Origin of the sequence: Rahnella sp. PCH160 (assembly GCF_047784855.1) — a bacterium.
Classification (GTDB): domain Bacteria; phylum Pseudomonadota; class Gammaproteobacteria; order Enterobacterales; family Enterobacteriaceae; genus Rahnella.
The window spans coordinates 4815423-4839093 of the sequence record NZ_JBLOGT010000001.1 but is presented as its reverse complement, the minus strand read 5'-3'; the positions used below and the strand labels follow the sequence as shown (position 1 = coordinate 4839093).

Below are 23671 nucleotides of genomic sequence, written 5' to 3'. Positions count from 1 at the left end.
ATCAAATCAGAAGAGTTTTTTCGACCATCCGAGTTTGGTGCTTAATGTATTGAAATAACTGTAATCCTTTGGATGGATTAAGTTCAGATGGAACTCACTGCGTCTGATCACCACTTCTTCACCCGGCTGAATGGGCAGGGCGATCTGGCTGTCACAGCTGATTTCCAGGTCATTACTCATATGTGAAAACCGCAGACAAATGGTGCTGCTGCTGTTGATGACCAGCGGGCGGGCGGAAAGCGTGTGCGGGAACATCGGCACCAGCGCGATGGCCTCAAGTGTTGGCGTCAGAATCGGTCCGCCCCCGGAAAGTGAGTACGCCGTTGAGCCGGTCGGCGTGGAGATGATCAGGCCATCTGAACGCTGGGAGAAAGCGAACTTGTCGTCAATATAGACTTCAAATTCAATCATATGCGCCACTTTCCCCGGATGAAGAACGACTTCATTGATAGCGGTGCTGACGCGGCATTGCTGGTCTTTACAACGTACCGTCGCTTCCAGCAGGAAACGTTGCTCGCTGATGTATTCGCCTTGCAGAACATCGTCGAGTTGCTGCAGGGCGTTATCGGGATCGAGATCGGTCAGAAAACCAAGATTGCCACGGTTAATACCGATAACTTTGATGTCATAGCGTGCCAGAACGCGTGCAGCGCCCAACATATTGCCGTCGCCGCCTACCACGACGGCGAGGTCGGCAAGTTTGCCAATCTCCGCCAGGCTGCCGGTTTGTGCGCCTTCGAGGGCTAAATCCTGTGCCACCTGCCGTTCAACGACGACCTGATAACCTTTTGAAATTAACCAGTGATAGAGCATTTCATGGGTGGCAAGTGCCGAAGGATGGCGTGGGTGCCCGACGATCCCAATGCACTCAAATTTTTTATTCATCGCTGTGGTTATCCTCAGCAGGGTGTGATGACACCTGCATTATGACCGGTTTCATTCAAAACCAAACCTTGAAACCCCGGTTTTGATCCCCATAATAAGCCAACTAGCAAGATTAATGCTAAAACGCGGAGAGATTCATGAGTAGTAAAGAACATAAGACACCTGACGAGCAAGTCTCTGAAGAACTGAATCAGGAACAAGAGCTGCAAGCGGAAGCGGAAACTCAGGCGGCAGATGTCGTTGATCCCCGTGATGAACGCATTGCTGAATTGGAAGCACAGCTGAAAGAAGTTCAGCAGCGTGAGCGTGACAGTCTGCTGCGTGCGAAAGCGGAAGTGGAAAACATCCGTCGCCGTACCGAACTGGATATCGAGAAAGCACACAAATTTGCCCTTGAGAAATTCTCTGGCGAATTGCTGCCGGTCATCGATAACCTGGAGCGTGCTCTGGATCTGGCTGATAAATCGAATTCAGAGCTGGCAGGGCTGATTGAAGGCGTCGAACTGACCCTGAAATCTCTGCTGGATGCGGTACGCAAGTTCGGTCTGGAAGTGGTGAGCGACATCCACGTTCCATTCAACCCTGAGCAGCATCAGGCAATGACCATGATGGAATCCGATGAGCTGGAACCTAATCACGTCATAATGGTGATGCAGAAGGGTTACACGCTGAATGGTCGCCTGTTGCGCCCGGCGATGGTGGCGGTTTCTAAAGCCAAAGCCTGATTCTGTTTCAGAACGACTGTAAAAATGAGAGGCACCTTCGCGGGTGCCTCTTTTTTATGCTATTCCGTGGCCGGTAAAACAGGCATCCAGTCAATGGGTACCCGCCCTTGTTGCTTGAGTAATTCGTTGGCCTGAGAAAAATGCTTACAGCCTAGAAAACCGCGATGCGCAGAAAGCGGGAAGGGTGTGGCGCTTTCAGCACGTGATGGCGATTAGGGTCAATGATATTGCCTTTTTTCTGGGCATGAGATCCCCACAGCAAGAACACAATTCCCTCACGGTTTTCATTCAAGGCTGCGATCACCCGATCGGTAAAGGTTTCCCAACCCAGTTTGGCGTGGGAATGCGCCTGGCCGCCTTCTACGGTTAACACCGTATTGAGCAGAAGTACGCCCTGGTCGGCCCAGCTCTGTAAATAGCCATGATGTGGACGCTCAAAGCCGGGGATATCCGTCGCCAGCTCTTTATACATATTCACCAGTGACGGGGGAGCTGGGATCCCGGGACGAACAGAGAAGGACAACCCGTGCGCCTGATTCGGGCCGTGATACGGATCCTGTCCGAGAATAACAACTTTCACATCAGCAAGTTCAGCGGATCGAAAGGCATTAAAAACATCCTGCTGGGGCGGATAAATCGTTTTTCCCGCAGCGCGTTCAGCGGCGACAAACTTCAATGTATCAACAAAGTAAGGCTGTTCTTTTTCCTGGCCGATGACGTCATGCCAGGTGAGAGTAGTGGACATTGACGCTCTCCTTTTCAAAGTGATTTTTCTCTGCGCGTAGCTTACCTGCTCATTCCTTCGAGTTAAACCTGCCTGAGCTTTTGCTGATGTTTATCTGTGGCTTAACGCTTCTATGCAAAAATTATTGATAATTTACAAAATTAATTTAAGCCCGCCACTTGGAAAAATTGATATAAAACATAAATATGCTGATGCTTAGGAATAACCACATTGGAAAGATTGATATTAATCAAAGAATGCAGGGTGTTCTGCTGTTATATCTGACAGCAGGAACAATGGGTTGTTGATTAACCCGACGCCAATTAATTCACAGTATCGTAGCCAATTATGGAGGCAATATATGATCACCGGGATCCAAATTACCAAAACCAATAACGAAGCGCTGAAAAACTCTTTCTGGCTGCTGGATGATGAAAAATCGGAAGCTCGCTGTGTTTGTGCAAAAGCGGGTTATGCGGAAGACCAGATCGTTGCTGTCAGCGAATTGGGCCAGTTTGAATACCGTGAAGTTCCAATGGAAATTCAACCGACTGTACGTGTGGAAGGCGGTCAGCACCTGAACGTTAACGTTCTGCGTCGCGAAACGCTGGAAGATGCTGTTAAACATCCGGAAAAATACCCACAGCTGACTATCCGTGTTTCTGGCTATGCGGTGCGCTTCAACTCACTGACGGCTGAACAGCAGCGCGATGTGATTACCCGTACTTTCACTGAAAGTCTGTAATCTCAGTTGATTACGTAAGTTTCAGATAATAAAAAACCGCCTGCGAATGAAGGTAATGCCGATCAGTTAAGGATCAGTTGAACGATCCAGTGGCTGTGTAAAAATCCAGAAACGTTCTTCGTTTCTGGATTTTTTTTATGCGCATTGCTCAGGCTCTTGAGCTCGTTTCCTGCTACGACTCTACCCGTAACCCTCTGACTTCTCTCGGTGATGTTCTGGATCCCGACCTTGTCTCCCGCTGTCTGGCCGAGTCAGGTTCCGTCACGCTGCGTAAACGCCGTCTCCCGTTGGAAATGATGGTCTGGTGCATCATTGGCATGGCGCTCGAACGCGAAGAACCCCTCCACCAAATCGTGAACCGTCTGGATATTATGCTCCCCGGCAACCGGCCCTTCGTTGCCCCAAGCGCCGTTATCCAGGCCCGCCAGCGCCTGGGAAGTGATGCCGTTCGCCGCGTGTTTACCCAAACGGCACAGGTGTGGCACAACTCCGTCACCCATCCACACTGGTGTGGTCTGACATTACTGGCGGTGGACGGTGTCGTCTGGCGAACCCAGGATACACCAGAAAATGATGTGGCTTTCCCGCGACAGACCTATGCCGGGCAACCGGGGCTTTATCCGCAGGTGAAAATGGTCTGCCAGATGGAACTGACCAGCCACCTGCTTACGGCTGCCGCCTTCGGTACGATGAAAGAAAGCGAATATACGCTGGCAGAAAAACTGATAGAACAAACAGGCGATAACACACTGACTTTACTCGATAAAGGTTATTATTCTCTGGGGCTGCTGAATGCCTGGCATCAGGCGGGAGAGAGCCGTCACTGGATGATCCCGTTGAAAAAAGGAGCGCAGTACGAAGAGGTGCGAAAACTCGGTAAAGGCGATCATCTGATAAGGATGAAAACCAGTCCTCAGGCCCGGAAAAAGTGGCCTGATCTGGGGGAGGAAATGACGGCTCGCCTTCTGACGTTTACCCGTAAAGGCAAAGTCTGCCATCTGCTGACCTCAATGACAGATGCCATGCGGTACCCGGGGGGGAAATGGCCGATCTCTACGGCCACCGTTGGGAAATCGAACTGGGTTATCGTGAAATTAAGCAGACGATGTTACTGAGTCGGTTAACGCTGAGAAGTAAAAAACCAGAACTTGTCGAGCAGGAGTTATGGGGGGTATTACTAGCCTATAATCTTGTTCGTTATCAGATGATTAAGATGTCTAAAACCCTAAAGGGTTACTGGCCGAATCAGCTAAGCTTCTCAGACTCGTGCAGTCTGGTGATGAGGATGTTAATGACGCTTCAGGGCGCATCTCCGGGCCGGATCCCCGAACTGTTGCGTAATCTGGAGAGTATGGCGCAGATGGTGAAGCTGCCGATAAGAAGAGAAAGGGCCTTTCCGAGAGTGGTGAAGGAAAGACCCCGGAAGTATCCAAAAGCACAGGAAAAAAGCCAGTCAGTTGCTTAACTGACTGGCATTACCTGCGAATGAAGGCGGTTTTTTTTCGTCTGTATCAGCCGGAGTTTATTTTGACGCGTCTTTAACCGCATCAGGTTTCACGCGGCGTTTACCAACGTTTTTGCTGTCGCGATGGCGAACTTTAACTTTCACCTTCGATTTTTCCTGCTCAGCTTTTTGCTTTTCTTTACGCTTTGCCAGGACTTTCTTCGATGGCTTACCGGTGACTTTCTCGCTCGGGGATTTCGTTTTTGGACGGAATTCATCAAGCACACGGGCTTTCAGCGGTTCGTTAAGGTAACGGCCGATTTTCCCCAGCAGTAAGTGGTCATGCGCCTCAACGAACGAGATTGCGGTTCCTTTGCGGCCAGCACGGCCAGTGCGTCCGATACGGTGCAGATAGATATCCGCCGTCAAAGGCAGGTCGAAGTTGAAAACGTGACTGATGTCGTTGATGTCAAGGCCACGGGCGGCGATATCAGTAGCCACCAGTACGTTGACGCGGTCTTCAACCATACGTTTTACCGCTTCAGTACGCTTGACCTGCACCATCTCGCCTTCGAGATAACAGGAGTTAATCCCTGCTTCACGTAACCAGGCAACCAGTTCATGCACACGCTCGCGTTTACGTACGAAGATCACGGATTTAGTGACATCTTCTTGCTTGAGCAAATGAATCAGCATCTGGGTTTTGTGTACCACGTCATCTGCACGGTAGTACCACTGCTGAATTTTTTTACGTTCGCGTCGTGACGGATCGGCTTCGATTTCAACCGGTTCAGTCAGAATACGTTCTGCGAATTCACGGATGGCTTCCCCTTCCAGCGTTGCAGAGAACAGCAACGTCTGTTTACGCCAGCGTGCTTCGGCAGAAATCGTTTCGATATCCTGCGCAAAACCCATGTCCAGCATGCGGTCGGCTTCGTCGAGGATCAGCGTTTCGATAGCGCGACAGTCAAAGTTTTCTTCTTTGATGTATTGCAACAAACGGCCAGTCGTTGCGACAACGATGTCCTGGTTTTCGCTGAATACTTCGGCGTGGTTCATATAAGCCACGCCGCCGGTGATTGTCGCGATATCCAGATCGGTATGTTTTGCCAGTTCACGCGCCTGATCTGCAACCTGCATGGCCAGTTCGCGGGTTGGCGTGAGGATCAGAATACGGGGTGGACCTGATTTCTTACGCGGGAAATCCAGCAAATGTTGTAAGGCAGGCAACAGGAATGCCGCGGTTTTGCCGGTGCCGGTAGGCGCCGAACCCAACACATCGCGTCCGTCCATCGCGGGCGGAATTGCCTCTGCCTGTATGACAGTCGGGCGGCTATAGCCTTTGTCGCCCAGGGCTTCAATCAGGCGTTCATCGAGTTCGAGTTCGGAAAAAGTGGTTACAGTCATGGTCTACCTCTACTTGGGGCGCCGATTATAGACGTGTTAGACGCGATCTTCACCTATTTAAGCGGTTTACGTGCCTTTTCCTCAACATCTCTTTACCCTATGCTACGACAGTTTTCGTTCAGAGGCCTGATGGCCGGCGTTATTACGGTGAAATGAGTGGCAAAAGAAGTCAGTTCGGCCCGGCCTTTGCGGCGCAACGGGTTTACCTTTAAACAGTTCTTCGTCGCGCACGACTGTTGTGCGATGAAAGTCGGGACGGATGGCGTTCTGCTTGGCGCAACGGCACCCGTCGGCGGGGCACAACGCGTTCTGGATATCGGATGCGGCAGCGGCCTTATTGCCATGATGCTGGCACAGCGCAGTGATACCCAAACGGTCATTGACGCCGTCGAGCTTGAACCTGCTGCCGCTGAACAGGCAGCGGAGAATTTTCGCGAATCTGTCTGGGCGCAACGGTTGTCCGTCTTTGCGCAGGATATTAATGATTATACCCGTCAGCACCCGGCTGAGTATGATCTGATTGTCAGCAACCCGCCGTATTTTGAATCGGCCGTAGCCTGTCGTGATGAAGCGCGAAACGCGGCCCGTTACACCGAAACCCTGACCCACAAAGCGCTGCTTGAATGTGCCGGGAAGCTGATTACGCCGCAAGGGCTGTTCAGCGTTGTGCTGCCTTATGATATTGGCCTGGCATTTGAAGTACTGGCACATCAGCAAGGCTGGTTCAGCGCATGGCGCATGGCCGTGCGGGATCGTCCGGGAAAACCGCTAAATCGTTTGTTGCTGACATTATCGAAGCAGCCTGTTGAGCGGGAAGAGCATGAACTGGATCTGCGCAAATCTGAAGGTGTTTACAGCGAAGCGTTCTGCGCACTAATTGCCGATTTCTATTTGAATTACTGAGCCTGCAAAAGTGCGGTCCTTCGCACTTTTTAGCCTCTCAAGGCTGCAGGATTGTCGGCTGAGGGTTTTCCTCTAAATCCGGATAATCGAGCGTGAAATGCAGCCCGCGGCTTTCTTTTCGTTCCAGTGCACTGCGCACGATCAGCTCAGCCACTAACACAAGATTACGTAACTCGAGTAAGTTATTGGAAATTCGGAAGTTGGCATAGTATTCGTCAATTTCCTGTTGCAGAGTCATGATGCGACGCAGCGCGCGTTCCAGACGTTTCGTGGTGCGGACAATCCCGACGTAATCCCACATAAACAGCCGTAACTCATGCCAGTTATGCTGAATCACCACCTGCTCGTCCGAATTATCAACCCGGCTTTCATCCCATTGCGGAATGTTTTTCGCCAGTTTGGCATGAGGCAGGCGTTTGATGATGTCCTCCGCCGCAGACCAGCCGTAAACCACACATTCCAGCAGCGAGTTCGACGCCAGACGGTTCGCGCCATGTAATCCGGTATAACTCACTTCGCCGATGGCATACAAACCGTCGAGATCGGTGCGCCCGTGCTGATCAACCATCACCCCGCCACAGGTATAATGTGCGGCCGGAACAATCGGAATTGGCTCTTTGGTGAGATCAATGCCGAGGGACTGAAGCTTTTCATCAATCATCGGGAAGTGATGTTTGATAAATTCCGGCGGACGATGGCTGATATCCAGATACATACAATCCGCGCCAAGACGTTTCATCTCATGGTCGATTGCCCGCGCCACTACATCACGCGGTGCCAGTTCGCCACGCGCATCAAAATCAGGCATAAACCGCGTGCCGTCCGGACGTTTAAGTAACGCACCTTCGCCACGCAGGGCTTCAGTCAGCAGGAAATTTCGTGCCTGCGGATGATAAAGGCAGGTCGGGTGGAACTGGTTGAATTCCAGATTGGCAACGCGGCATCCAGCGCGCCAGGCCATCGCGACGCCATCGCCGGAAGAAATGTCCGGGTTGGTGGTGTATTGGTAGACTTTTGCCGCGCCACCGGTCGCCAGCACAACGGCTTTAGCGCGCAGTGTTTCGACGTGCTCTTTGTCGCGGTTCCAGACATAGGCACCGACAACGCGTTGCGTACCGAGCAAACCCAGCTTGCTTGAGGTAATTAAATCAACGGCGTTATAGCGTTCTTTAACGCAAATATTCGCGTGCGCTCTTGCTTTCCCAACCAGCGTAGTCTCTACTTCTTTACCTGTAGCATCAGCAGCATGCAGGATCCTGCGGTGGCTGTGACCACCTTCACGAGTCAGGTGATATCGCTCTTCTGAGCTCTCGTTGGTTTCGGTATCAAAAAGTACACCCTGGTCGATCAACCACTGAACACAATGACGCGCGTTACTGGCGATAAATTCAACGGCTTCTTTATCACACAAGCCTGCGCCGGCAATTAATGTGTCATCAACGTGTGAGGCAATGCTGTCTGCTTCGTCGAAAACGGCGGCGATCCCGCCCTGTGCGTAAAACGTTGAGCCTTCGTTGAGTGGGCCTTTACTGAGAACAGTGACGTGACAGTGGTCTGCAAGTCGCAAAGCCAGGGAAAGGCCCGCAGCGCCACTTCCGATAATCAATACATCGCTAACAAATTCAGATGAAGGTTGCATAACGTATGATGTTTGCAGAAGAAGAGGGAAATTCATGTTAGCCTAAACCTCCGTGAAAAAGCCACGGGCTTGAGACTTCAATAGAAAAAACAATGGCGATGTGGAACTTTATGTTTCATGTGAACTCCAAGCAGTACTTGCTCAGGAATATAATCATGAAAGCTGGCAGTACGACTTTACGCGCGGAGATGGTTTTGGGGAGATTTTACCTCGGATGAGCGAGCAGTTAGCGGATCAAGTTCTGGTTGAGCGGGTCCAGAAGGGTGATCAGAAATCGTTCAATTTACTGGTTATTCGCTACCAGCATAAGGTGGCGAGCCTTGTATCCCGCTATGTGCCACAGGGCGATGTGCCTGATGTGGTTCAGGAATCTTTTATTAAAGCGTATCGTGCGCTGGAATCTTTCCGCGGCGACAGTGCTTTCTATACCTGGCTGTATCGTATTGCAGTCAACACAGCGAAAAATTATCTGGTCGCTCAGGGACGACGTCCGCCTGCAAGTGACGTCGACGCGAATGAAGCCGAAAATTTCGAAAGTGGCGGTGCCCTGAAAGAAATTTCGAACCCTGAGAACTTGATGTTGTCTGAAGAGTTACGGCAGATAGTTTTCCGTACTATTGAAGCACTTCCTGAAGATCTTCGCATGGCGATTACCTTGAGGGAATTGGATGGGTTGAGCTACGAAGAAATAGCCGCCATCATGGATTGTCCGGTGGGTACGGTTCGATCGCGTATATTCCGTGCCCGTGAAGCAATTGATAACAAAGTTCAACCGCTCATCCAGCGTTAGAGATGACGGTCACAGGAAGGGTACTTAGGCATGCAGAAAGAAAAGCTTTCCGCTCTGATGGATGGTGAAGCGATTGATTCTGAACTGTTAAGTTCTTTATCAACTGATAATAAGCTTCAACAAAGCTGGCAGAGTTATCATTTGATCCGCGATACCTTACGCGGTGATATTGGGAATGTGGTGCATCTGGATATCGCAGACCGTGTGGCCGCAGCGCTGGCAAACGAGCCGGTTAAACTGGTGCCTGGTTCAGCAACAGAATCGCAGCCTCAGCCTCATACCTGGCAGAAAATGCCTTTCTGGCACAAAGTTCGCCCTTGGGCGAGCCAACTGACTCAGATCGGTGTGGCCGCGTGTGTGTCCCTGGCCGTGATTGTGGGTGTTCAGCACTACAATCAACCTGACGCATTGGGTGCATCTCCGGAAACGCCTGCGTTCAATACGTTGCCGATGATGGGTAAAGCTTCTCCGGTGAGCTTCGGCGTGCCAAATGAAGGCAATACCACCAGCGGGCAACAAAATGTGCAGGAGCAACGTAAGCGTATCAATGCTATGTTGCAGGATTACGAATTGCAGCGCCGCTTGCACTCTGAGCAGCTCCAACTCGAACCGATTACTCCGCAGCAAGCCGCTGTTCAGGTGCCGGGAACTCAGTCTTTAGGAACGCAAACGCAGTAATGAAGCAATTTTGGTTTGCCGTTTGTTTAGCGACGGGCAGCCTGCTTTCTTCAAGTATCGCCTCGGCAGAACCGACTTCCGAGGCGTTATTACAAGAAATGGGCACTGCCAGCCAGTCGCTGAATTATGAAATGGGCTTTATCAACATCACGAAGCAGGGGATTGACTCCTTTCGCTATCGTCATGCTGTCTCGAAGGAAGTCTTGCTCGCTCAACTGGTTCTGATGGATGGGCCGCGCCGTGAAATCGTCCAGCGCGGAAAAGACATCAGTTATTTTGAGACCGGGCTACAGCCTTTTACTCTGGATGGCGATCATATAGTTGATTCCCTACCTTCCATCGTTTTCAGTGATTTTTCTCTGCTTTCTAAATACTACGACTTTATTGCCGTGGGTCGTGCCCGTGCTGCAGACCGCCTGAGTCAGGTGATCCGCGTTGTTTCGCGTGATGGTACGCGTTTCAGCTACGTCATCTGGGTAGACGAGCAGACAAAATTGCCTATGCGGGTTGATCTGTTAGACAGAGATGGTGAAACACTGGAGCAGTTCCGTGTCATCAGCTTTGATGATGGAAAACAAGTCATTAGTACACTGGCTGATCTCGAAAAGGCAAGTTTGCCGCCAGTACTTTCTTTACCTGCTTCAGAGCAGGCAAAATTTAGCTGGCAGGTCAAATGGCTTCCGGAAGGTGTGACGGAAGTGGCAAGCAGTCGCAGAAACTTGCCAAATATGCCGGTCACGATAGAATCACGCCTGTATACTGATGGATTATTCAGTTTCTCCGTCAATATCAGCGCCACGACAAACGGGCCCTCTGAGCAATTGATCAGGCAGGGGCGCAGAACGGTGCAGACAGAAATTCGCAACGGCAATGAAGTTACCGTTGTCGGCGAACTGCCACCTTCAACCGCCAAGCGTATTGCTGACAGTGTCGTCTTCTCCGCAAAATGACTTTTGGCTAAAAAACGGGTGATCACATGATGAAAGAATGGGCCACAGTTATCTCGTGGCAAAATGGTATTGCGACACTGCGCTGCGAAACGCAGGCGGGTTGCAGTAGCTGCCATTCACGTTCAGGATGTGGTGCCCGCGTATTGAACGAGTTAGGCCCCCAGACCGAGCATAATCTTCAGGTCAGCATCAATGAGTGTCTCGAACCCGGCCAGAAAGTCGAACTGGGTATTCCAGAAGGAAGCCTTCTGCGTTCGGCATTTTTGGTTTACATGACACCGTTGTTTGGTGTAATTGCTGGGGGGGATTACTGCAGGCTCTGTTGAAAGAAGATATGTACGCGGTTGTTGGTGCTGTGTTGGGCGGTGGGCTGGGCTTCCTGATTGCGAAAGCACTGGCGGCAAAGGTTGATGGCAAAGCGGGTTACCAGCCGGTGGTATTACAGGTCGGGTTACCGCCGAATGCTTTCCGCTATTCAACTGACAGCGAATTGCCTTCGTAAAATATCTCAATTCGTGATGGGCATAAATGTCACTGTCTCTTCTGATTCAGTGGCATTTTTAGTTTCTGACCGGTATCCGGTTCTGTATCATATGTTCAATCAAAGCGATGAACAGATCGGCGCTTGAGAGAGAAGTGTAAGGCACGGAAAACAAGATCCGGCCGTGCTTATCCAGCAATCTGATCAGCGGGCTGTTGCTGCCACCGCTGATAAACTGAATATCTTCAATCTGCACGGTTTTCCCTTCATCTGCCGTCAGCATCAGCGCGCTCAGCCTGATCCTTTTCTCTTGCGTTGTCAGAAGGTTAGAACTGATAAACCGTTTCAAACCGCAGTGTGCATTGAGCACACGGGTAAAAAGAATATCGCCACCCTGAGACAGGGTATTTAATGCCCATGGGCCACGAAACATTAGCTGTTCGTTTTTAATGACTTCAATTAATCTTTCGGAATGAGCAATGTTTGGCGTGATACGATGCCAGGTTTTGCTATTTTCTTCACGAAATATCATGGTATTTAAAATACGGCGAGTGTATTTACCGGTTCTGAAACGATATATATCCATAATGCGTTCGAAAGGAATAAAACGATTCTTTTTATCCGTCTGGCTTATCACTAAAATACCATTTTCATGCAACTGATAGATTTGATTCGGGCGTATGAGTCGCCTTAGCATGATGAGGACAATCCCCAGCGCAATGCTGAGCAAGGCAGACAACACTACGCTGTGCAGCCCGGCTGCGGTGTGCCCGAAAGCCAGCAGGAATGCAATTTGCATCGCGCCACCAATCAGTAACAGAGCTGACAGGACCAGAGTGATCCAGGAGTTGGCTTTAGCAAAGCCATGCTGACTGAGCAGCCGCCCTTCGTTGATCATATCGCTAACCTTGTGACCGGATTGAATTAAAATAAAAAAATTAAGAAGACAGTAATTAAGAATTTAGTAACGTTGGGGGAGTTATTTTCTTTTTATAACAATATATTAAGTTGCAGTGTCGGTTTTTGTATATGAGGATCTTCCTAAAATAAAACGGAAGCTTTTGCTCATGGAGGGTGTGATTCACGAAAGTTCCCGACCCGCTTGAAGACGAGGAAAATGAAAATAAATGAAAAGTCGGCGTCTTCCTGAAGGGAAAGCTCGCATAATCTGGAGTTAGGGTGTGCCGAGACTAGGTTTTCCCCGTACTGGCATGTAGAATGCTGCGACTTAGGCGAAAGACAGCCAACCTACAAACCGTCGCTGTATGTTCATGGCGAATGATTCAGAAATACCAAGGCAGAAAAACTTTCATAATGAAGCATATACGAAATTTCTCCATTATTGCCCACATTGACCACGGTAAGTCGACGCTGTCAGACCGTATTATTCAAATTTGCGGTGGCTTGTCCGATCGTGAAATGGAAGCGCAGGTTCTCGATTCAATGGATCTTGAACGTGAACGCGGCATCACCATCAAAGCGCAAAGCGTCACCCTCGATTATAAAGCGAAAGATGGTCAGGTTTATCATCTGAACTTTATCGACACCCCGGGACACGTCGACTTCTCTTATGAAGTTTCCCGTTCTCTGGCCGCCTGTGAAGGTGCGTTGCTGGTGGTCGATGCCGGGCAGGGCGTAGAAGCGCAGACGCTGGCAAACTGTTACACCGCGATGGAAATGAATCTGGAAGTCGTTCCGGTTTTGAACAAAATCGACTTGCCGGCTGCGGATCCCGATCGCGCAGCGCAGGAAATCGAAGATATCGTGGGCATCGATGCGACCGACGCAGTCCGCTGTTCGGCGAAAACCGGTGTGGGTGTGCCTGAAGTTCTTGAACGTCTGGTGCGTGATGTTCCGCCTCCGGAAGGTGACCCGGAAGCTCCTTTGCAGGCACTGATCATCGACTCCTGGTTCGATAACTACCTTGGCGTGGTTTCTCTGGTGCGTATCAAAAACGGCACCATGAGAAAAGGCGACAAAATAAAAGTGATGAGTACCGGACAGGTGTATAACGCCGATCGTCTGGGTATTTTCACGCCTAAACGTGTTGATAAAGACATCCTGAACTGCGGCGAAGTAGGCTGGCTGGTTTGTGCGATCAAAGACATTCTCGGCGCACCGGTTGGCGATACCTTAACGCTTGCCCGTAATCCTGCTGATAAAGTCCTGCCTGGTTTTAAAAAAGTAAAACCACAGGTCTATGCCGGTCTGTTCCCGGTCAGCTCCGATGATTACGAGAACTTCCGTGACGCGTTGGGCAAACTTAGCCTCAACGATGCCTCCCTGTTCTACGAACCAGAAAGTTCTACGGCGCTGGGCTTTGGATTCCGAATCGGTTTCCTCGGGCTGCTGCACATGGAAATCATTCAGGAACGTCTTGAACGTGAATACGATCTGGATCTGATCACCACCGCACCGACGGTAGTGTATGAAGTGCTGACGACCGGTAACGAAACCGTGTATGTCGACAGCCCGTCGAAATTACCTGCGCTGAACAACATTCTCGAATTACGCGAACCTATCGCCGAATGTCACATGCTGATGCCGCAGGAATATCTGGGCAGCGTGATCACGTTATGTATTGAGAAACGTGGCATGCAGACCAACATGGTTTATCACGGCAATCAGGTTGCATTAACTTACGAAATTCCAATGGCGGAGGTCGTTCTCGATTTCTTCGACCGTCTGAAGTCCACTTCGCGTGGCTATGCGTCTCTTGATTACAATTTCAAACGTTTCCAGACTTCAGACATGGTGCGTGTTGATGTTCTAATCAACGGTGACCGCGTGGATGCATTAGCGCTGATTACTCACCGCGGTAACTCACAATCTCGTGGGCGTCAGCTGGTTGAGAAGATGCAGGAATTAATCCCGCGTCAGCAGTTCGACATTGCTATCCAGGCGGCAATTGGTGCACATATTATTGCCCGTTCGACGGTTAAGCAATTACGTAAAAACGTTCTCGCCAAGTGTTATGGTGGTGACGTCAGCCGTAAGAAAAAACTGTTGCAGAAACAGAAAGATGGTAAGAAACGCATGAAGCAAGTGGGTAACGTAGAGTTACCACAGGAAGCGTTCCTGGCCATTCTTCACGTAGGCAAAGACAGCAAATAAATCCTTAATTGAGTGGTAGGGAGTATGCATGGCTAACATGTTTGCCCTGATTCTGGCGGTTGCAACGCTGGTATCAGGGATTATCTGGTGCCTTGAACGTTTCAAGCTGGCACCCGCACGTCGGGCTAAAATTGCTAAAATTAAGGCCGAAACTGGCGGTGCAGTTGACGACGTCACGCTGAGCAAGGTCGCGAAGCAGCCAGGCTGGGTGGAAACCTGTGCTTCTGTATTCCCGGTTTTGTTAGTCGTGTTCGTGGTGCGTTCATTTATTTATGAACCCTTCCAGATCCCGTCCGGTTCAATGATGCCAACGCTGTTGATTGGCGATTTCATTGTGGTGGAAAAATATGCTTATGGTCTGAAAGATCCTATTACTCAGACCAAGTTGATTCCAACTGGCGAACCAAAACGTGGCGATGTGGTGGTATTTAAATACCCACGTGATCCCAGCGTTGACTATATTAAACGTTTAGTCGGTTTGCCGGGCGACCGCATAACCTACGATCCTTTCAGCAAACAGGTGACCGTTCAGCCTGCCTGTGAAAGTGGTCAAAGTTGCAATATGGCACTTGCGGTGACTTACGACACCGGCACAGCCAGTGATTTTGTTCAGACTTTCGGCCAGTCTTCTGGCGGTGAAGCGAGCAGCGGTTTCTTTGAGACTCCGCCAACAGCCAACGTTCCGCAAGACGGCGTTCGTCTTATACAGCGTAATGAAACGCTGGGCAATGTGACTCACCGTATTCTGACCGTGCCCGGTGCGCGTGACCAACTGGGGGCGTATTATCAGCAACCGGGTCAGCCTCTGGGAACCTGGGTTGTTCCGGCTGGCCATTATTTCATGATGGGCGATAACCGGGATAACAGCGCAGACAGTCGCTATTGGGGCTTTGTGCCAGAACAGAATTTAGTGGGTAAAGCCTCCGCAATCTGGATGAGTTTTAAAAAGCAGGAAGGTGAATGGCCGACCGGTGTTCGTTTAAGCCGCATTGGTGGAATTCATTAATCTGCTGGCGTGAGTAACCCAATAATTCAAGTTGCAGGAGGCTATTGCTCCTGCAACTTCTGTTATGGCGGGTACATTAGCGCAGCATTATATTTTCACCCGTTGTAGAATATCCTTTCGGGCGATAAAAGTTGGCCCCCCAGATTTTTAGTTTTTTCTTTGAAAAGAACAAAAAAACAAAAGAACAGAGGGAGCCTTTGCAAACGAAACAGCTTTGGATTGGCTTAAGGCGAAGCAGGCCTGTTCCGTATGCTGAAGTTTTTGACGCATTCTTGATCTATTGGTAACTCATGAATCCCATCGTAATAAACAGGCTTCAGCGGAAGCTGGGCTACACTTTTCAACAGCAGGAACTTTTATTGCAGGCACTGACTCACCGCAGCGCCAGCAGTAAGCACAATGAGCGTTTAGAGTTCCTGGGTGACTCAATTCTTAGTTATGTTATTGCTAACGCTTTGTACCATCGTTTTCCTCGCGTAGACGAGGGCGATATGAGTCGTATGCGTGCCACGCTGGTACGAGGAAATACGTTAGCTGAAATGGCACGTGAATTCGATCTCGGCGAATGTCTGCGTTTAGGGCCGGGCGAATTGAAAAGTGGTGGTTTCCGCCGTGAGTCAATTCTTGCGGATACGGTGGAGGCGCTCATTGGCGGCGTGTTCCTGGACAGTGACATCCAGAACGTCGAAAAGCTGATTCTCGATTGGTACCGTAGTCGTTTAGACGAAATCAGTCCCGGTGATAAGCAGAAAGACCCGAAAACTCGTTTACAGGAGTTTTTGCAAGGTCGTCATCTGCCGTTGCCTTCTTATCTGGTTGTGCAGGTTCGCGGTGAAGCGCACGACCAAGAGTTTACCATCCACTGCCAGGTCAGTGGCTTGAACCAGCCGGTTGTAGGAACCGGTTCAAGTCGCCGAAAAGCCGAGCAGGCGGCAGCGGAACAAGCGCTGATACAGCTGGAGCTTGAATGAGCGAAGAAAAGAATTACTGTGGTTTTATAGCCATTGTTGGCCGTCCTAACGTCGGCAAATCAACCTTGTTGAACGAATTACTGGGGCAAAAGATCTCCATTACTTCGCGTAAACCGCAAACCACGCGTCACCGTATCATGGGCATCCATACTGAAGGGCCATATCAGGCTATTTACGTGGATACCCCGGGGCTGCACATCGAAGAGAAACGTGCAATCAACCGTCTGATGAACCGTGCTGCAAGCAGTTCAATTGGTGATGTTGAGCTCGTGATTTTTGTCGTGGAAGGCACTCACTGGACGCCTGATGACGAAATGGTGGTCAACAAACTGCGTGATAGCAAAGCGCCGGTTCTGTTGGCAATCAACAAAATCGATAACGTGACTGATAAATCGAAGTTGTTACCGCACCTTCAGTTCCTCAGTGAGCAGATGAACTTCATCGACATCGTGCCAATGTCTGCCGAAAAACGTATCAATGTTGATACCATCGCCAGCATTGTCCGTAAACGTCTGCCGGAAGCAATCCATCACTTCCCTGAAGATTATATTACCGACCGTTCACAGCGCTTTATGGCGTCTGAAATCATCCGTGAAAAACTGATGCGTTTCCTGGGCGAAGAGCTGCCGTATTCAGTCACCGTTGAAATTGAACGTTTCGTCACCAATGAACGTGGCGGTTACGATATCAATGGCCTGATTCTGGTAGAGCGTGAAGGCCAGAAGAAAATGGTTATCGGTAACAAAGGCTCTAAAATCAAGACGATTGGCATTGAAGCCCGTCAGGACATGGAAAACATGTTCGAAGCGAAAGTCCATCTTGAATTGTGGGTCAAGGTTAAATCCGGCTGGGCAGATGACGAACGTGCACTGCGCAGCCTGGGTTATGTAGACGACTTATAAGGTTCGCGCCTATGGAAGGCTGGCAACGCGCATTTGTTTTGCATGGGCGACCTTACAGTGAAACCAGCCTGATGCTGGATCTCTTCACTGAGGGACAAGGGCGGGTACGCATACTGGCTAAAGGTGCGCGTGGCCGCCGGTCAAACTTAAAAGGCTGCTTGCAGCCTTTTACGCCCTTACTGGTTCGCTGGAGCGGGCGGGGAGAAGTCAAAACCCTGCGTAACGCCGAGCCGGTTTCTCTGGCACTGCCTCTTTCCGGTTTAATGCTCTACAGCGGCCTGTACGTTAACGAGCTGGTTTCCCGCGTGCTTGAGCAGGAAGCGAACTATTCTGCGTTATTCTTCGATTATCTCAATTGTTTGCAAAATCTGGCCAGTGCCACTGGTTCGCCAGAATATGCTTTGCGCCAGTTTGAATTATCCCTTTTATACCATCTGGGCTACGGGGTGGATTTTCTGCATTGCGCAGGCAGTGGCGAAGAAGTCAGTGACACCATGACCTACCGTTACCGCGAAGAGAAAGGGTTTATCGCCAGCCTTGTTATTGATAATTCCAGTTTCACCGGCAGGGATTTAAAAGCCCTCGCCAGCCGTGAATTCCCCGACGTAGTCACCTTGCGCGCCGCCAAGCGTTTCACCCGTATGGCACTGAAGCCGTATCTCGGCGGAAAACCGCTGAAAAGCCGCGAGCTGTTCCGACAGTTTCAGGTCAAAAAGCCCGCCTCATCTTCTGACAATTCTGCCGGTTAATTCAGACTCCGCTCTACACCCTGACATGCGGTAAGGTGTAAACTGCGGAAATCGTTTTTGTTCCATTCTTAAATCAATCCATTCAAAAATCTGGAGCTGTTATGGCTGAGTTGCTGTTAGGCGTTAACATTGATCATATCGCGACACTGCGTAATGCGCGTGGTACGGCTTATCCTGATCCAGTTCAGGCCGCGTTTATCGCCGAGCAGGCTGGAGCGGATGGGATTACCGTCCACCTGCGTGAAGATCGCCGCCATATCACCGACCGTGATGTCCGTCTTCTGCGCCAGACTATTCAGACCCGCATGAATCTTGAAATGGCCGTTACCGATGAAATGATCGGGATCGCCTGTGAAATTCTGCCGCATTTCTGCTGTCTGGTGCCGGAAAAACGCGAAGAAGTGACCACCGAAGGCGGACTGGACGTGGCCGGTCAGCTGGATAAAATGACGGTCGCCGTTTCCTGTCTCAGCGAAGCAGGCATTCTGGTTTCCCTGTTTATCGACCCGGATCTGCGCCAGATTGACGCCGCCGTCGCCGTTGGCGCACCTTATATCGAAATTCATACCGGTGCCTATGCTGAAGCGAAATCTGATCTCGAACGTCTGGCTGAGCTTGAACGTATCAAACAAAGTGCGGCATACGCGGCGGGCAAAGGCCTGAAAGTGAATGCGGGCCACGGCCTGACTTACCACAATGTGCAGCCGATTGCGGCACTGCCGGAAATGCATGAGCTGAATATCGGCCACGCGATTATCGGCCAGGCTGTGATTGACGGTTTGTCCGGTGCAGTGCGCGAAATGAAAAACCTGATGCGGGAAGCACGCCGTTAATGAGCATTTTAGGTTTAGGTACGGATATCGTTGAAATAACCCGTATCGAAGCTGTGATTGAACGCAGCGGTGACCGGCTGGCGCGCCGTATTTTGTGCGCCAACGAATGGGCTGTTTATGAGCAACATCAGCAGCCGGTTCGCTTTTTGGCAAAGCGTTTCGCAGTGAAAGAAGCGGCGGCAAAAGCGCTGGGCACCGGGATCCGCAACGGTCTGGCGTTTGAGCAGTTTGAAGTGGTGAATGACAGCCTCGGGAAACCGGGGCTGGTATTCCACGCGCGTGCAGCGGAAATTGCGGCGGAAATGGGCGTGAAATCGGTCCATGTCACGCTGGCTGATGAACGCCGCTATGCCTGTGCAACCGTGATTATCGAAAATTAATTCAGTGCATCACGCCGTGAATTATACGGTGTGATGCAGTACCACGAATTTATCCCACAGCTCTTCGTTGGTTTCTTTATGCGCTGGATTGATGATGATCGTATTGTCGATCGGGCAGACACTCTGGCAGGTCGGTTTATCGTAATGACCGATACATTCCGTACAGCGATCGCTGTCGATTTCGTAGATCTCATTGCCCATAGAAATCGCCTGATTCGGGCACTCCGGTTCGCACATATCGCAATTTATGCATTTGTGTGTGATCAGCAGGGCCATAGTCTTTCTCGTATCTTCAGTAATCAGGGCGCGCAGTATAGCAGAATTGCACTGGCGTAGGATCCGCACCGGCGCCTTTCCACAGCTCAAATGATCCTGATCAAACCAGCTTTTTCACCAGTTCTTCACTGTGGCGGATCCGTTCCGGCGCATGCTCTGTATCCTGCTGAACCAGCGCAACAAACAGTAAATCCGTCAGGGAAGATTGCGCGGTGGTTGCCGAAAGCGCTGCGCCGCGCGTAGCCGGTAATTCGGCGACCGTATACAGACAGTGGTCGGCCAGCTGCTGCAATGAATTTGGCGAGAAGCCGGTTAGTGCCAGCACTTTTGCGCCGCTTTCTTTCGCCACCCGTGCCGCCAGATTGATTTCACTGCGCTCACCGCTGGAGGAAATCGCCAGCAACAAATCCTCTTTTGACAGCGCCTGAACGGTGGCAATCAGCACGTGTGTATCGGATTCAGCAATTGCAGTGACGCCAATTTTGAGCAGCTTATAGGCCAGATCACGCGCGACCAGCCCGGACGCGCCGATGCCCGTCAGTACGATTTTCCGGGCACCCGCCAGCATGGACAGGGCAATTTGCAGGCGTGGCTCGCTGTTGATATCCAGCGTGGCGCGCAGTGCGGACTGCTTTTCTGCCAGCAGTTTTTCCCCGACAACATGGAGGCTGTCGGTGCTTAAAATCTGATTGTGAACGGTAACCGGCTCGCTATTTTTTGGAGAAGCCAGCAATTCGCTCATGGCCAGTTTCAGCGCAGGAAAACCTTTGTAGCCCAGTTTTTGTGCGAACTTCACCACGCCAGACTGGCTGACACCCGCCATTTCGGCCAGTTTCTGTGAGCTCAGATGACGTGCTTTCTCCGGCTGAGCCAGTAAAAAGTCAGCCAGTTTTCGGTCATTGTGCGCCAGCGTCGGGTAAAGCTGACGAATGCGGATCATGCAACTCATGGTGGGTTTTCCCAACCTCTCTGAATACTGACATCACGTTTTACGGATTATGTTATCTAAAATAGCAAATATCTCTCGCAATGATGAATAAAATATTCAAATATTATGTAATTAATTTGAATTAAAAATTCAGGAGCACATCATGAGCCACACCGCGAATTTAGGCACCCTTGTTTCAGAAACACGTAACCCGGAAACCATGAATCTGGATGAAATGTCCACGCTGGAGCTGGTGACCTGTTTCAACCATCAGGATCATAAGGTTCCGGTTGCGATTCAGAAAGTTCTACCGGACATCGCCAGAGCCGTGGATAAAGCGGCGGCCTCATTCAAAGCCGGTGGCCGGTTGATTTATCTCGGTGCCGGTACCAGCGGCCGCCTGGGTGTGCTCGATGCGTCTGAATGCCCGCCGACCTTTGGCGTTCCGCACGGCATGGTGGTCGGGCTGATTGCCGGCGGGCCTGGCGCGATGCTGAAAGCCGTGGAAGGGGCGGAAGACAGCGAAACGCTGGGCGTAGAAGATTTAAAAAATCTCAACCTCACTGACAAAGATACCGTCGTCGGCCTCGCCGCCAGCGGCCGCACGCCTTATGTTATCGGCGCACTGCGCTACGCCACCGAACTGGGGTGTGCGACGGTCGCCCTCTCCTGTAACCCGGATTCCCCGATTGCCCGCGAGGCAAACATCGCCATTTCTCCGGTAGTTGGCCCGGAAGCGCTGACCGGCTCGACCCGCCTGAAATCCGGTACGGCGCAAAAGCTGGTGCTGAATATGATTTCTACCGGGGCGATGGTCAAAACCGGCAAGGTTTATCAGAACCTGATGGTCGATGTAAAAGCCACTAACGTGAAGCTCGTCGACCGCGCCTGCCGCATCGTGGTGGAAGCTACGGGAGCCTCGCGCGCTGACGCCGAACAGGCGTTATCGCAAACCGATTTCGAGGTGAAACCGGCCATCCTGATGTTACTGGCAGGCCTTGATGCTCCCGAAGCGAAGGCACGTCTGAATCAGCATCACGGATTCCTGCGCGCGGCTCTGGCGGAATAATACGGAGAGAAAAGAGTATGGCGATGGATAAAACGAATCTCTTAGCTTCACAGATTTTGCAGGGTGTCGGCGGCGAAGGAAATATCAGTAAACTGGAAAACTGTATGACCCGCGTGCGTGTGGAAGTGCATGACGACGCGCGTCTGGATCTGGCCCACCTGAAAACGCTGGAAGGCATTAAAGGCTACGTTAAGCAGGGTGAACAACATCAGTTTATCGTCGGGCCGGGTGCGGCGGCGAAAGTGGTGGATGCCATGCGTGCGTTGCTCAGCGAGGCAGGAGCACCCATTCAGAATGATGTCGCGCGTAACAAAGCCAGTGCGAAAGCCAAATACTCTGCGCCGATGAGCGGTGCGCTGCGCAAACTGGCCGATGTTTTTATCCCGCTGATCCCGGCTTTTATCGCGTCGGGGCTGATCATGGGGATTATCAACCTGCTAAAGCGTCCGGATATTGCCGGTTCCATTGCCACGGATTTCCCGAACATTCTCGGGCTGTTAGCGATTTTTGGCGGCGCGGTTTTCGCCATCATGAATATTCTCGTGGGTGTGAATGCGGCGCGCGTGTTCGGCGGTTCACAGGCGATGGGCGGCGTGATGGCCGGTATTCTCTCCAGCCCGGCACTGGCGCAAATTACACTGTTTGGCGAAACGTTGCAGCCGGGGCGCGGCGGGGTGATCGCGGTGCTTCTGGTGGTGGCGCTGATGTGCTGGCTTGAAAAGCGGCTGCGCAATTTACTGCCGGAATCGGTCGAGCTGATCCTGAATCCGCTGATTACCACGCTGATGACTGCTACGCTGGCGATTGTCATCCTGCAACCGCTCGGTGGGATCATTTCTGACGGTATCGCGCACGGCGTGAATATCGCGATAGATAAAGGCGGTTTGCTGGTCGGTGCGGTGCTGGCGGGCGCTTTCCTTCCGCTGGTTTTGTCGGGGTTACACCAGGGGCTGGTGCCGATCCACGTTGAGCTGATTCAGGCACACGGTTCCAATCCATTGTTGCCGATTCTGGCGATGGCGGGCGTCGGGCAGGTTGGCGCGGCGATGGCGGTCTACATGAAAACCCGCAATGCGCGGCTGAAAAAAGTGATTAAAGGCGCGCTGCCGGTGGGTATTTTAGGCATCGGCGAACCGCTGATTTTCGGGGTGACATTACCGCTGGGGCGGCCTTTTATCGGTGCCTGTTTAGGCGGTGCGGTCGGCGGTGCGCTAATCTGTTACTGGAAAGTCGCAACGGTGATCACTTTTGGTATTTCCGGATTGCCGCTGGCGCTGACCATTATTTCCGGCAAAGTGATGTTGTATCTCGCCGGTTTAGTCATTACGGTATTGGCTGGTTTTATTTTTACCTGGCTGATGGGGTTCAACGATCCCGAGGAGTAATGGATTGAGTACGAAGCCTGATCGACGGGTCGTGTTTTTTGATCTTGATGGAACGCTGCACCAGCAGGATATGTTCGGGAGCTTTCTGCGGTTCATGCTGCGGAGGATGCCGCAAAACCTGATTCTGGTGGTGCCGGTATTGCCGCTGGTGGGACTCGGGTTGCTGATGCATGGGCGCGCAGCGCGCTGGCCGATGAGCCTGCTGCTCTGGTCGATTACTTTTGGTCACAGCGAAGCCCGTCTGAAAGCGCTGGAGTTACAGTTTGTCACCGCCTTTCGCCATAAAGTGGTGGAATTCCCGGTCGTACAACGACGTTTGCGTGAATATCTCGACAGTGAGGATACCGAAGTGTGGCTGATCACCGGTTCGCCGGAAAATCTGGTGCAGCAGGTGTATAACGCATCGCTGTTTCTGCCGAAGGTGCGTCTGGTGGGCAGCCGTATTGCGCGCGGTAAAGGCGGCTGGGTATTGCCTCTGCGTTGTCTGGGCGAGGAAAAAGTCGTCCAGCTTGAACGCCGTATTGGCTCGCCGCTGAAACTTTACAGTGGCTACAGCGACAGCAAACAGGACAACCCGCTGCTGTTTTTCTGCGAGCACCGGTTTCGCGTCAGCAAGCAGGGCGAACTCCAGCAACTGGAATAATTCCGCCGTCAGACCTCCGTCTTAACTATCATAGTAAACAGGCC

At 51.3% G+C, this 23671-nt stretch carries 22 protein-coding genes and 3 pseudogenes; 18 read left to right on the top strand and 7 right to left on the bottom strand.

The annotated features are described in order from the left end of the window. Positions 1-6 precede the first annotated feature (6 nt). Positions 7-885 (bottom strand): NAD(+) kinase, encoded by an 879-nt coding sequence (nadK, locus tag ACM5QY_RS22650; protein WP_416122773.1) that lies wholly within the window; start codon positions 883-885, stop codon positions 7-9. Positions 886-1022: 137 nt separating this feature from the next. Here nadK and grpE point away from each other — a divergent pair, with 137 nt between their 5' ends. After that, a complete protein-coding gene (gene grpE / locus ACM5QY_RS22645; RefSeq protein ID WP_416122772.1) occupies positions 1023-1610 on the top strand; it encodes a nucleotide exchange factor GrpE in 588 nt (195 codons plus the stop codon). 59 nt (positions 1611-1669) lie between these two features. On the opposite strand, the pseudogene ung reads toward grpE, so the two are convergent. After that, positions 1670-2355 (bottom strand): annotated as a pseudogene (ung, locus tag ACM5QY_RS22640) (uracil-DNA glycosylase). Positions 2356-2695: 340 nt separating this feature from the next. Between ung and grcA the strand changes: the two are divergent. Further along, complete coding sequence (grcA, locus tag ACM5QY_RS22635) at positions 2696-3079, top strand: autonomous glycyl radical cofactor GrcA (RefSeq protein WP_104923137.1); 384 nt, start codon at positions 2696-2698, stop codon at positions 3077-3079. A 137-nt stretch (positions 3080-3216) separates the two neighbouring features. Next, a pseudogene (locus tag ACM5QY_RS22630) lies at positions 3217-4544 on the top strand (IS4 family transposase). A 57-nt stretch (positions 4545-4601) separates the two neighbouring features. Here ACM5QY_RS22630 and srmB read toward each other — a convergent pair. Then, entirely contained in the window at positions 4602-5930 is a 1329-nt protein-coding gene (srmB, locus tag ACM5QY_RS22625) for an ATP-dependent RNA helicase SrmB (protein WP_416122771.1), read from the bottom strand. A gap of 156 nt (positions 5931-6086) precedes the next feature. Here srmB and trmN point away from each other — a divergent pair, with 156 nt between their 5' ends. Then, positions 6087-6833 carry a tRNA(1)(Val) (adenine(37)-N(6))-methyltransferase TrmN gene (gene trmN, locus ACM5QY_RS22620; RefSeq protein ID WP_416122770.1) on the top strand — a complete coding sequence of 249 codons (747 nt, stop codon included), beginning with the start codon at positions 6087-6089 and terminating at the stop codon, positions 6831-6833. Positions 6834-6870: 37 nt separating this feature from the next. Here the strand turns inward: trmN and nadB are convergent, their stop codons facing one another. Then, on the bottom strand, positions 6871-8472 hold the full coding sequence (nadB, locus tag ACM5QY_RS22615) for an L-aspartate oxidase (RefSeq protein ID WP_416122769.1): 1602 nt from the start codon (positions 8470-8472) through the stop codon (positions 6871-6873). 214 nt (positions 8473-8686) lie between these two features. Between nadB and rpoE the strand changes: the two genes are divergently transcribed. The 4 genes and pseudogenes from rpoE (at position 8687) to rseC (ending at position 11392) form a co-directional block, all read left to right on the top strand. Beyond that, positions 8687-9262, top strand: coding sequence for an RNA polymerase sigma factor RpoE (rpoE, locus tag ACM5QY_RS22610; protein WP_416122965.1), 576 nt, complete (start codon positions 8687-8689; stop codon positions 9260-9262). A 30-nt stretch (positions 9263-9292) separates the two neighbouring features. Continuing rightward, complete coding sequence (gene rseA / locus ACM5QY_RS22605; protein WP_416122768.1) at positions 9293-9940, top strand: anti-sigma-E factor RseA; 648 nt, start codon at positions 9293-9295, stop codon at positions 9938-9940. After that, positions 9940-10890: a sigma-E factor regulatory protein RseB gene (gene rseB, locus ACM5QY_RS22600; RefSeq protein WP_416122767.1), complete on the top strand. Its 951-nt coding sequence runs from the start codon at positions 9940-9942 to the stop codon at positions 10888-10890. Before rseA ends, rseB begins: the two co-directional genes overlap by 1 nt. 26 nt (positions 10891-10916) lie before the next feature. Beyond that, positions 10917-11392: pseudogene (gene rseC, locus ACM5QY_RS22595) on the top strand (SoxR-reducing system protein RseC). 58 nt (positions 11393-11450) lie between these two features. Here the strand turns inward: rseC and ACM5QY_RS22590 are convergent. Then, positions 11451-12269 (bottom strand): DUF6585 family protein, encoded by an 819-nt coding sequence (locus tag ACM5QY_RS22590; RefSeq protein ID WP_416122766.1) that lies wholly within the window; start codon positions 12267-12269, stop codon positions 11451-11453. A 416-nt stretch (positions 12270-12685) separates the two neighbouring features. On the opposite strand from ACM5QY_RS22590, the gene lepA reads away from it, so the two are divergent. The 7 genes from lepA (at position 12686) to acpS (ending at position 19326) form a co-directional block, all read left to right on the top strand. Continuing rightward, positions 12686-14485 carry a translation elongation factor 4 gene (gene lepA / locus ACM5QY_RS22585; RefSeq protein ID WP_416122765.1) on the top strand — a complete coding sequence of 600 codons (1800 nt, stop codon included), beginning with the start codon at positions 12686-12688 and terminating at the stop codon, positions 14483-14485. A gap of 28 nt (positions 14486-14513) precedes the next feature. Next, on the top strand, positions 14514-15491 hold the full coding sequence (gene lepB, locus ACM5QY_RS22580) for a signal peptidase I (protein WP_416122764.1): 978 nt from the start codon (positions 14514-14516) through the stop codon (positions 15489-15491). Positions 15492-15781: 290 nt separating this feature from the next. Continuing rightward, a complete protein-coding gene (gene rnc, locus ACM5QY_RS22575; RefSeq protein ID WP_104923127.1) occupies positions 15782-16462 on the top strand; it encodes a ribonuclease III in 681 nt (226 codons plus the stop codon). Beyond that, complete coding sequence (era, locus tag ACM5QY_RS22570) at positions 16459-17364, top strand: GTPase Era (protein ID WP_416122763.1); 906 nt, start codon at positions 16459-16461, stop codon at positions 17362-17364. Before rnc ends, era begins: the two co-directional genes overlap by 4 nt. 11 nt (positions 17365-17375) lie before the next feature. Beyond that, the gene (gene recO / locus ACM5QY_RS22565) at positions 17376-18113 is read left to right on the top strand and encodes a DNA repair protein RecO (RefSeq protein ID WP_416122762.1); all 738 of its coding nucleotides are present in this window, start codon (positions 17376-17378) and stop codon (positions 18111-18113) included. A gap of 101 nt (positions 18114-18214) precedes the next feature. After that, the gene (gene pdxJ, locus ACM5QY_RS22560; RefSeq protein WP_416122761.1) at positions 18215-18946 is read left to right on the top strand and encodes a pyridoxine 5'-phosphate synthase; all 732 of its coding nucleotides are present in this window, start codon (positions 18215-18217) and stop codon (positions 18944-18946) included. After that, on the top strand, positions 18946-19326 hold the full coding sequence (acpS, locus tag ACM5QY_RS22555; RefSeq protein ID WP_416122760.1) for a holo-ACP synthase: 381 nt from the start codon (positions 18946-18948) through the stop codon (positions 19324-19326). Before pdxJ ends, acpS begins: the two co-directional genes overlap by 1 nt. Positions 19327-19347: 21 nt before the next feature. On the opposite strand, the gene ACM5QY_RS22550 is transcribed toward acpS, so the two are convergent. Continuing rightward, positions 19348-19602 (bottom strand): YfhL family 4Fe-4S dicluster ferredoxin, encoded by a 255-nt coding sequence (locus ACM5QY_RS22550; RefSeq protein ID WP_101075791.1) that lies wholly within the window; start codon positions 19600-19602, stop codon positions 19348-19350. Between the two features lie 100 nt (positions 19603-19702). Next, positions 19703-20551: a MurR/RpiR family transcriptional regulator gene (locus tag ACM5QY_RS22545; protein ID WP_416122759.1), complete on the bottom strand. Its 849-nt coding sequence runs from the start codon at positions 20549-20551 to the stop codon at positions 19703-19705. A 142-nt stretch (positions 20552-20693) separates the two neighbouring features. On the opposite strand from ACM5QY_RS22545, the gene murQ reads away from it, so the two are divergent. The 3 genes from murQ to yfhb are packed head-to-tail and all read left to right on the top strand — an operon-like array spanning position 20694 to position 23627. Next, complete coding sequence (gene murQ, locus ACM5QY_RS22540) at positions 20694-21599, top strand: N-acetylmuramic acid 6-phosphate etherase (RefSeq protein WP_416122758.1); 906 nt, start codon at positions 20694-20696, stop codon at positions 21597-21599. A gap of 23 nt (positions 21600-21622) precedes the next feature. Beyond that, on the top strand, positions 21623-22984 hold the full coding sequence (locus tag ACM5QY_RS22535; RefSeq protein WP_416122964.1) for a PTS transporter subunit EIIC: 1362 nt from the start codon (positions 21623-21625) through the stop codon (positions 22982-22984). A 4-nt stretch (positions 22985-22988) separates the two neighbouring features. Further along, positions 22989-23627 (top strand): phosphatidylglycerophosphatase C, encoded by a 639-nt coding sequence (yfhb, locus tag ACM5QY_RS22530; protein ID WP_416122757.1) that lies wholly within the window; start codon positions 22989-22991, stop codon positions 23625-23627. The last annotated feature ends 44 nt before the right edge of the window (positions 23628-23671 follow it).

Bases quoted from the DNA above. Each gene is read 5' to 3' on its own strand.
- grpE (WP_416122772.1), top strand. From the start codon at position 1,023: ATGAGTAGTAAAGAACATAAGACACCTGACGAGCAAGTCTCTGAAGAA.
- recO (WP_416122762.1), top strand. From the start codon at position 17,376: ATGGAAGGCTGGCAACGCGCATTTGTTTTGCATGGGCGACCTTACAGT.
- nadK (WP_416122773.1), bottom strand. From the start codon at position 885: ATGAATAAAAAATTTGAGTGCATTGGGATCGTCGGGCACCCACGCCAT.
- ACM5QY_RS22550 (WP_101075791.1), bottom strand. From the start codon at position 19,602: ATGGCCCTGCTGATCACACACAAATGCATAAATTGCGATATGTGCGAA.
- rnc (WP_104923127.1), top strand. From the start codon at position 15,782: ATGAATCCCATCGTAATAAACAGGCTTCAGCGGAAGCTGGGCTACACT.
- srmB (WP_416122771.1), bottom strand. From the start codon at position 5,930: ATGACTGTAACCACTTTTTCCGAACTCGAACTCGATGAACGCCTGATT.
- murQ (WP_416122758.1), top strand. From the start codon at position 20,694: ATGAGCCACACCGCGAATTTAGGCACCCTTGTTTCAGAAACACGTAAC.
- rseB (WP_416122767.1), top strand. From the start codon at position 9,940: ATGAAGCAATTTTGGTTTGCCGTTTGTTTAGCGACGGGCAGCCTGCTT.
- rseA (WP_416122768.1), top strand. From the start codon at position 9,293: ATGCAGAAAGAAAAGCTTTCCGCTCTGATGGATGGTGAAGCGATTGAT.
- ACM5QY_RS22545 (WP_416122759.1), bottom strand. From the start codon at position 20,551: ATGAGTTGCATGATCCGCATTCGTCAGCTTTACCCGACGCTGGCGCAC.
- grcA (WP_104923137.1), top strand. From the start codon at position 2,696: ATGATCACCGGGATCCAAATTACCAAAACCAATAACGAAGCGCTGAAA.
- nadB (WP_416122769.1), bottom strand. From the start codon at position 8,472: ATGCAACCTTCATCTGAATTTGTTAGCGATGTATTGATTATCGGAAGT.
- acpS (WP_416122760.1), top strand. From the start codon at position 18,946: ATGAGCATTTTAGGTTTAGGTACGGATATCGTTGAAATAACCCGTATC.
- pdxJ (WP_416122761.1), top strand. From the start codon at position 18,215: ATGGCTGAGTTGCTGTTAGGCGTTAACATTGATCATATCGCGACACTG.
- rpoE (WP_416122965.1), top strand. From the start codon at position 8,687: ATGAGCGAGCAGTTAGCGGATCAAGTTCTGGTTGAGCGGGTCCAGAAG.
- era (WP_416122763.1), top strand. From the start codon at position 16,459: ATGAGCGAAGAAAAGAATTACTGTGGTTTTATAGCCATTGTTGGCCGT.
- lepA (WP_416122765.1), top strand. From the start codon at position 12,686: ATGAAGCATATACGAAATTTCTCCATTATTGCCCACATTGACCACGGT.
- ACM5QY_RS22535 (WP_416122964.1), top strand. From the start codon at position 21,623: ATGGATAAAACGAATCTCTTAGCTTCACAGATTTTGCAGGGTGTCGGC.
- lepB (WP_416122764.1), top strand. From the start codon at position 14,514: ATGGCTAACATGTTTGCCCTGATTCTGGCGGTTGCAACGCTGGTATCA.
- ACM5QY_RS22590 (WP_416122766.1), bottom strand. From the start codon at position 12,269: ATGATCAACGAAGGGCGGCTGCTCAGTCAGCATGGCTTTGCTAAAGCC.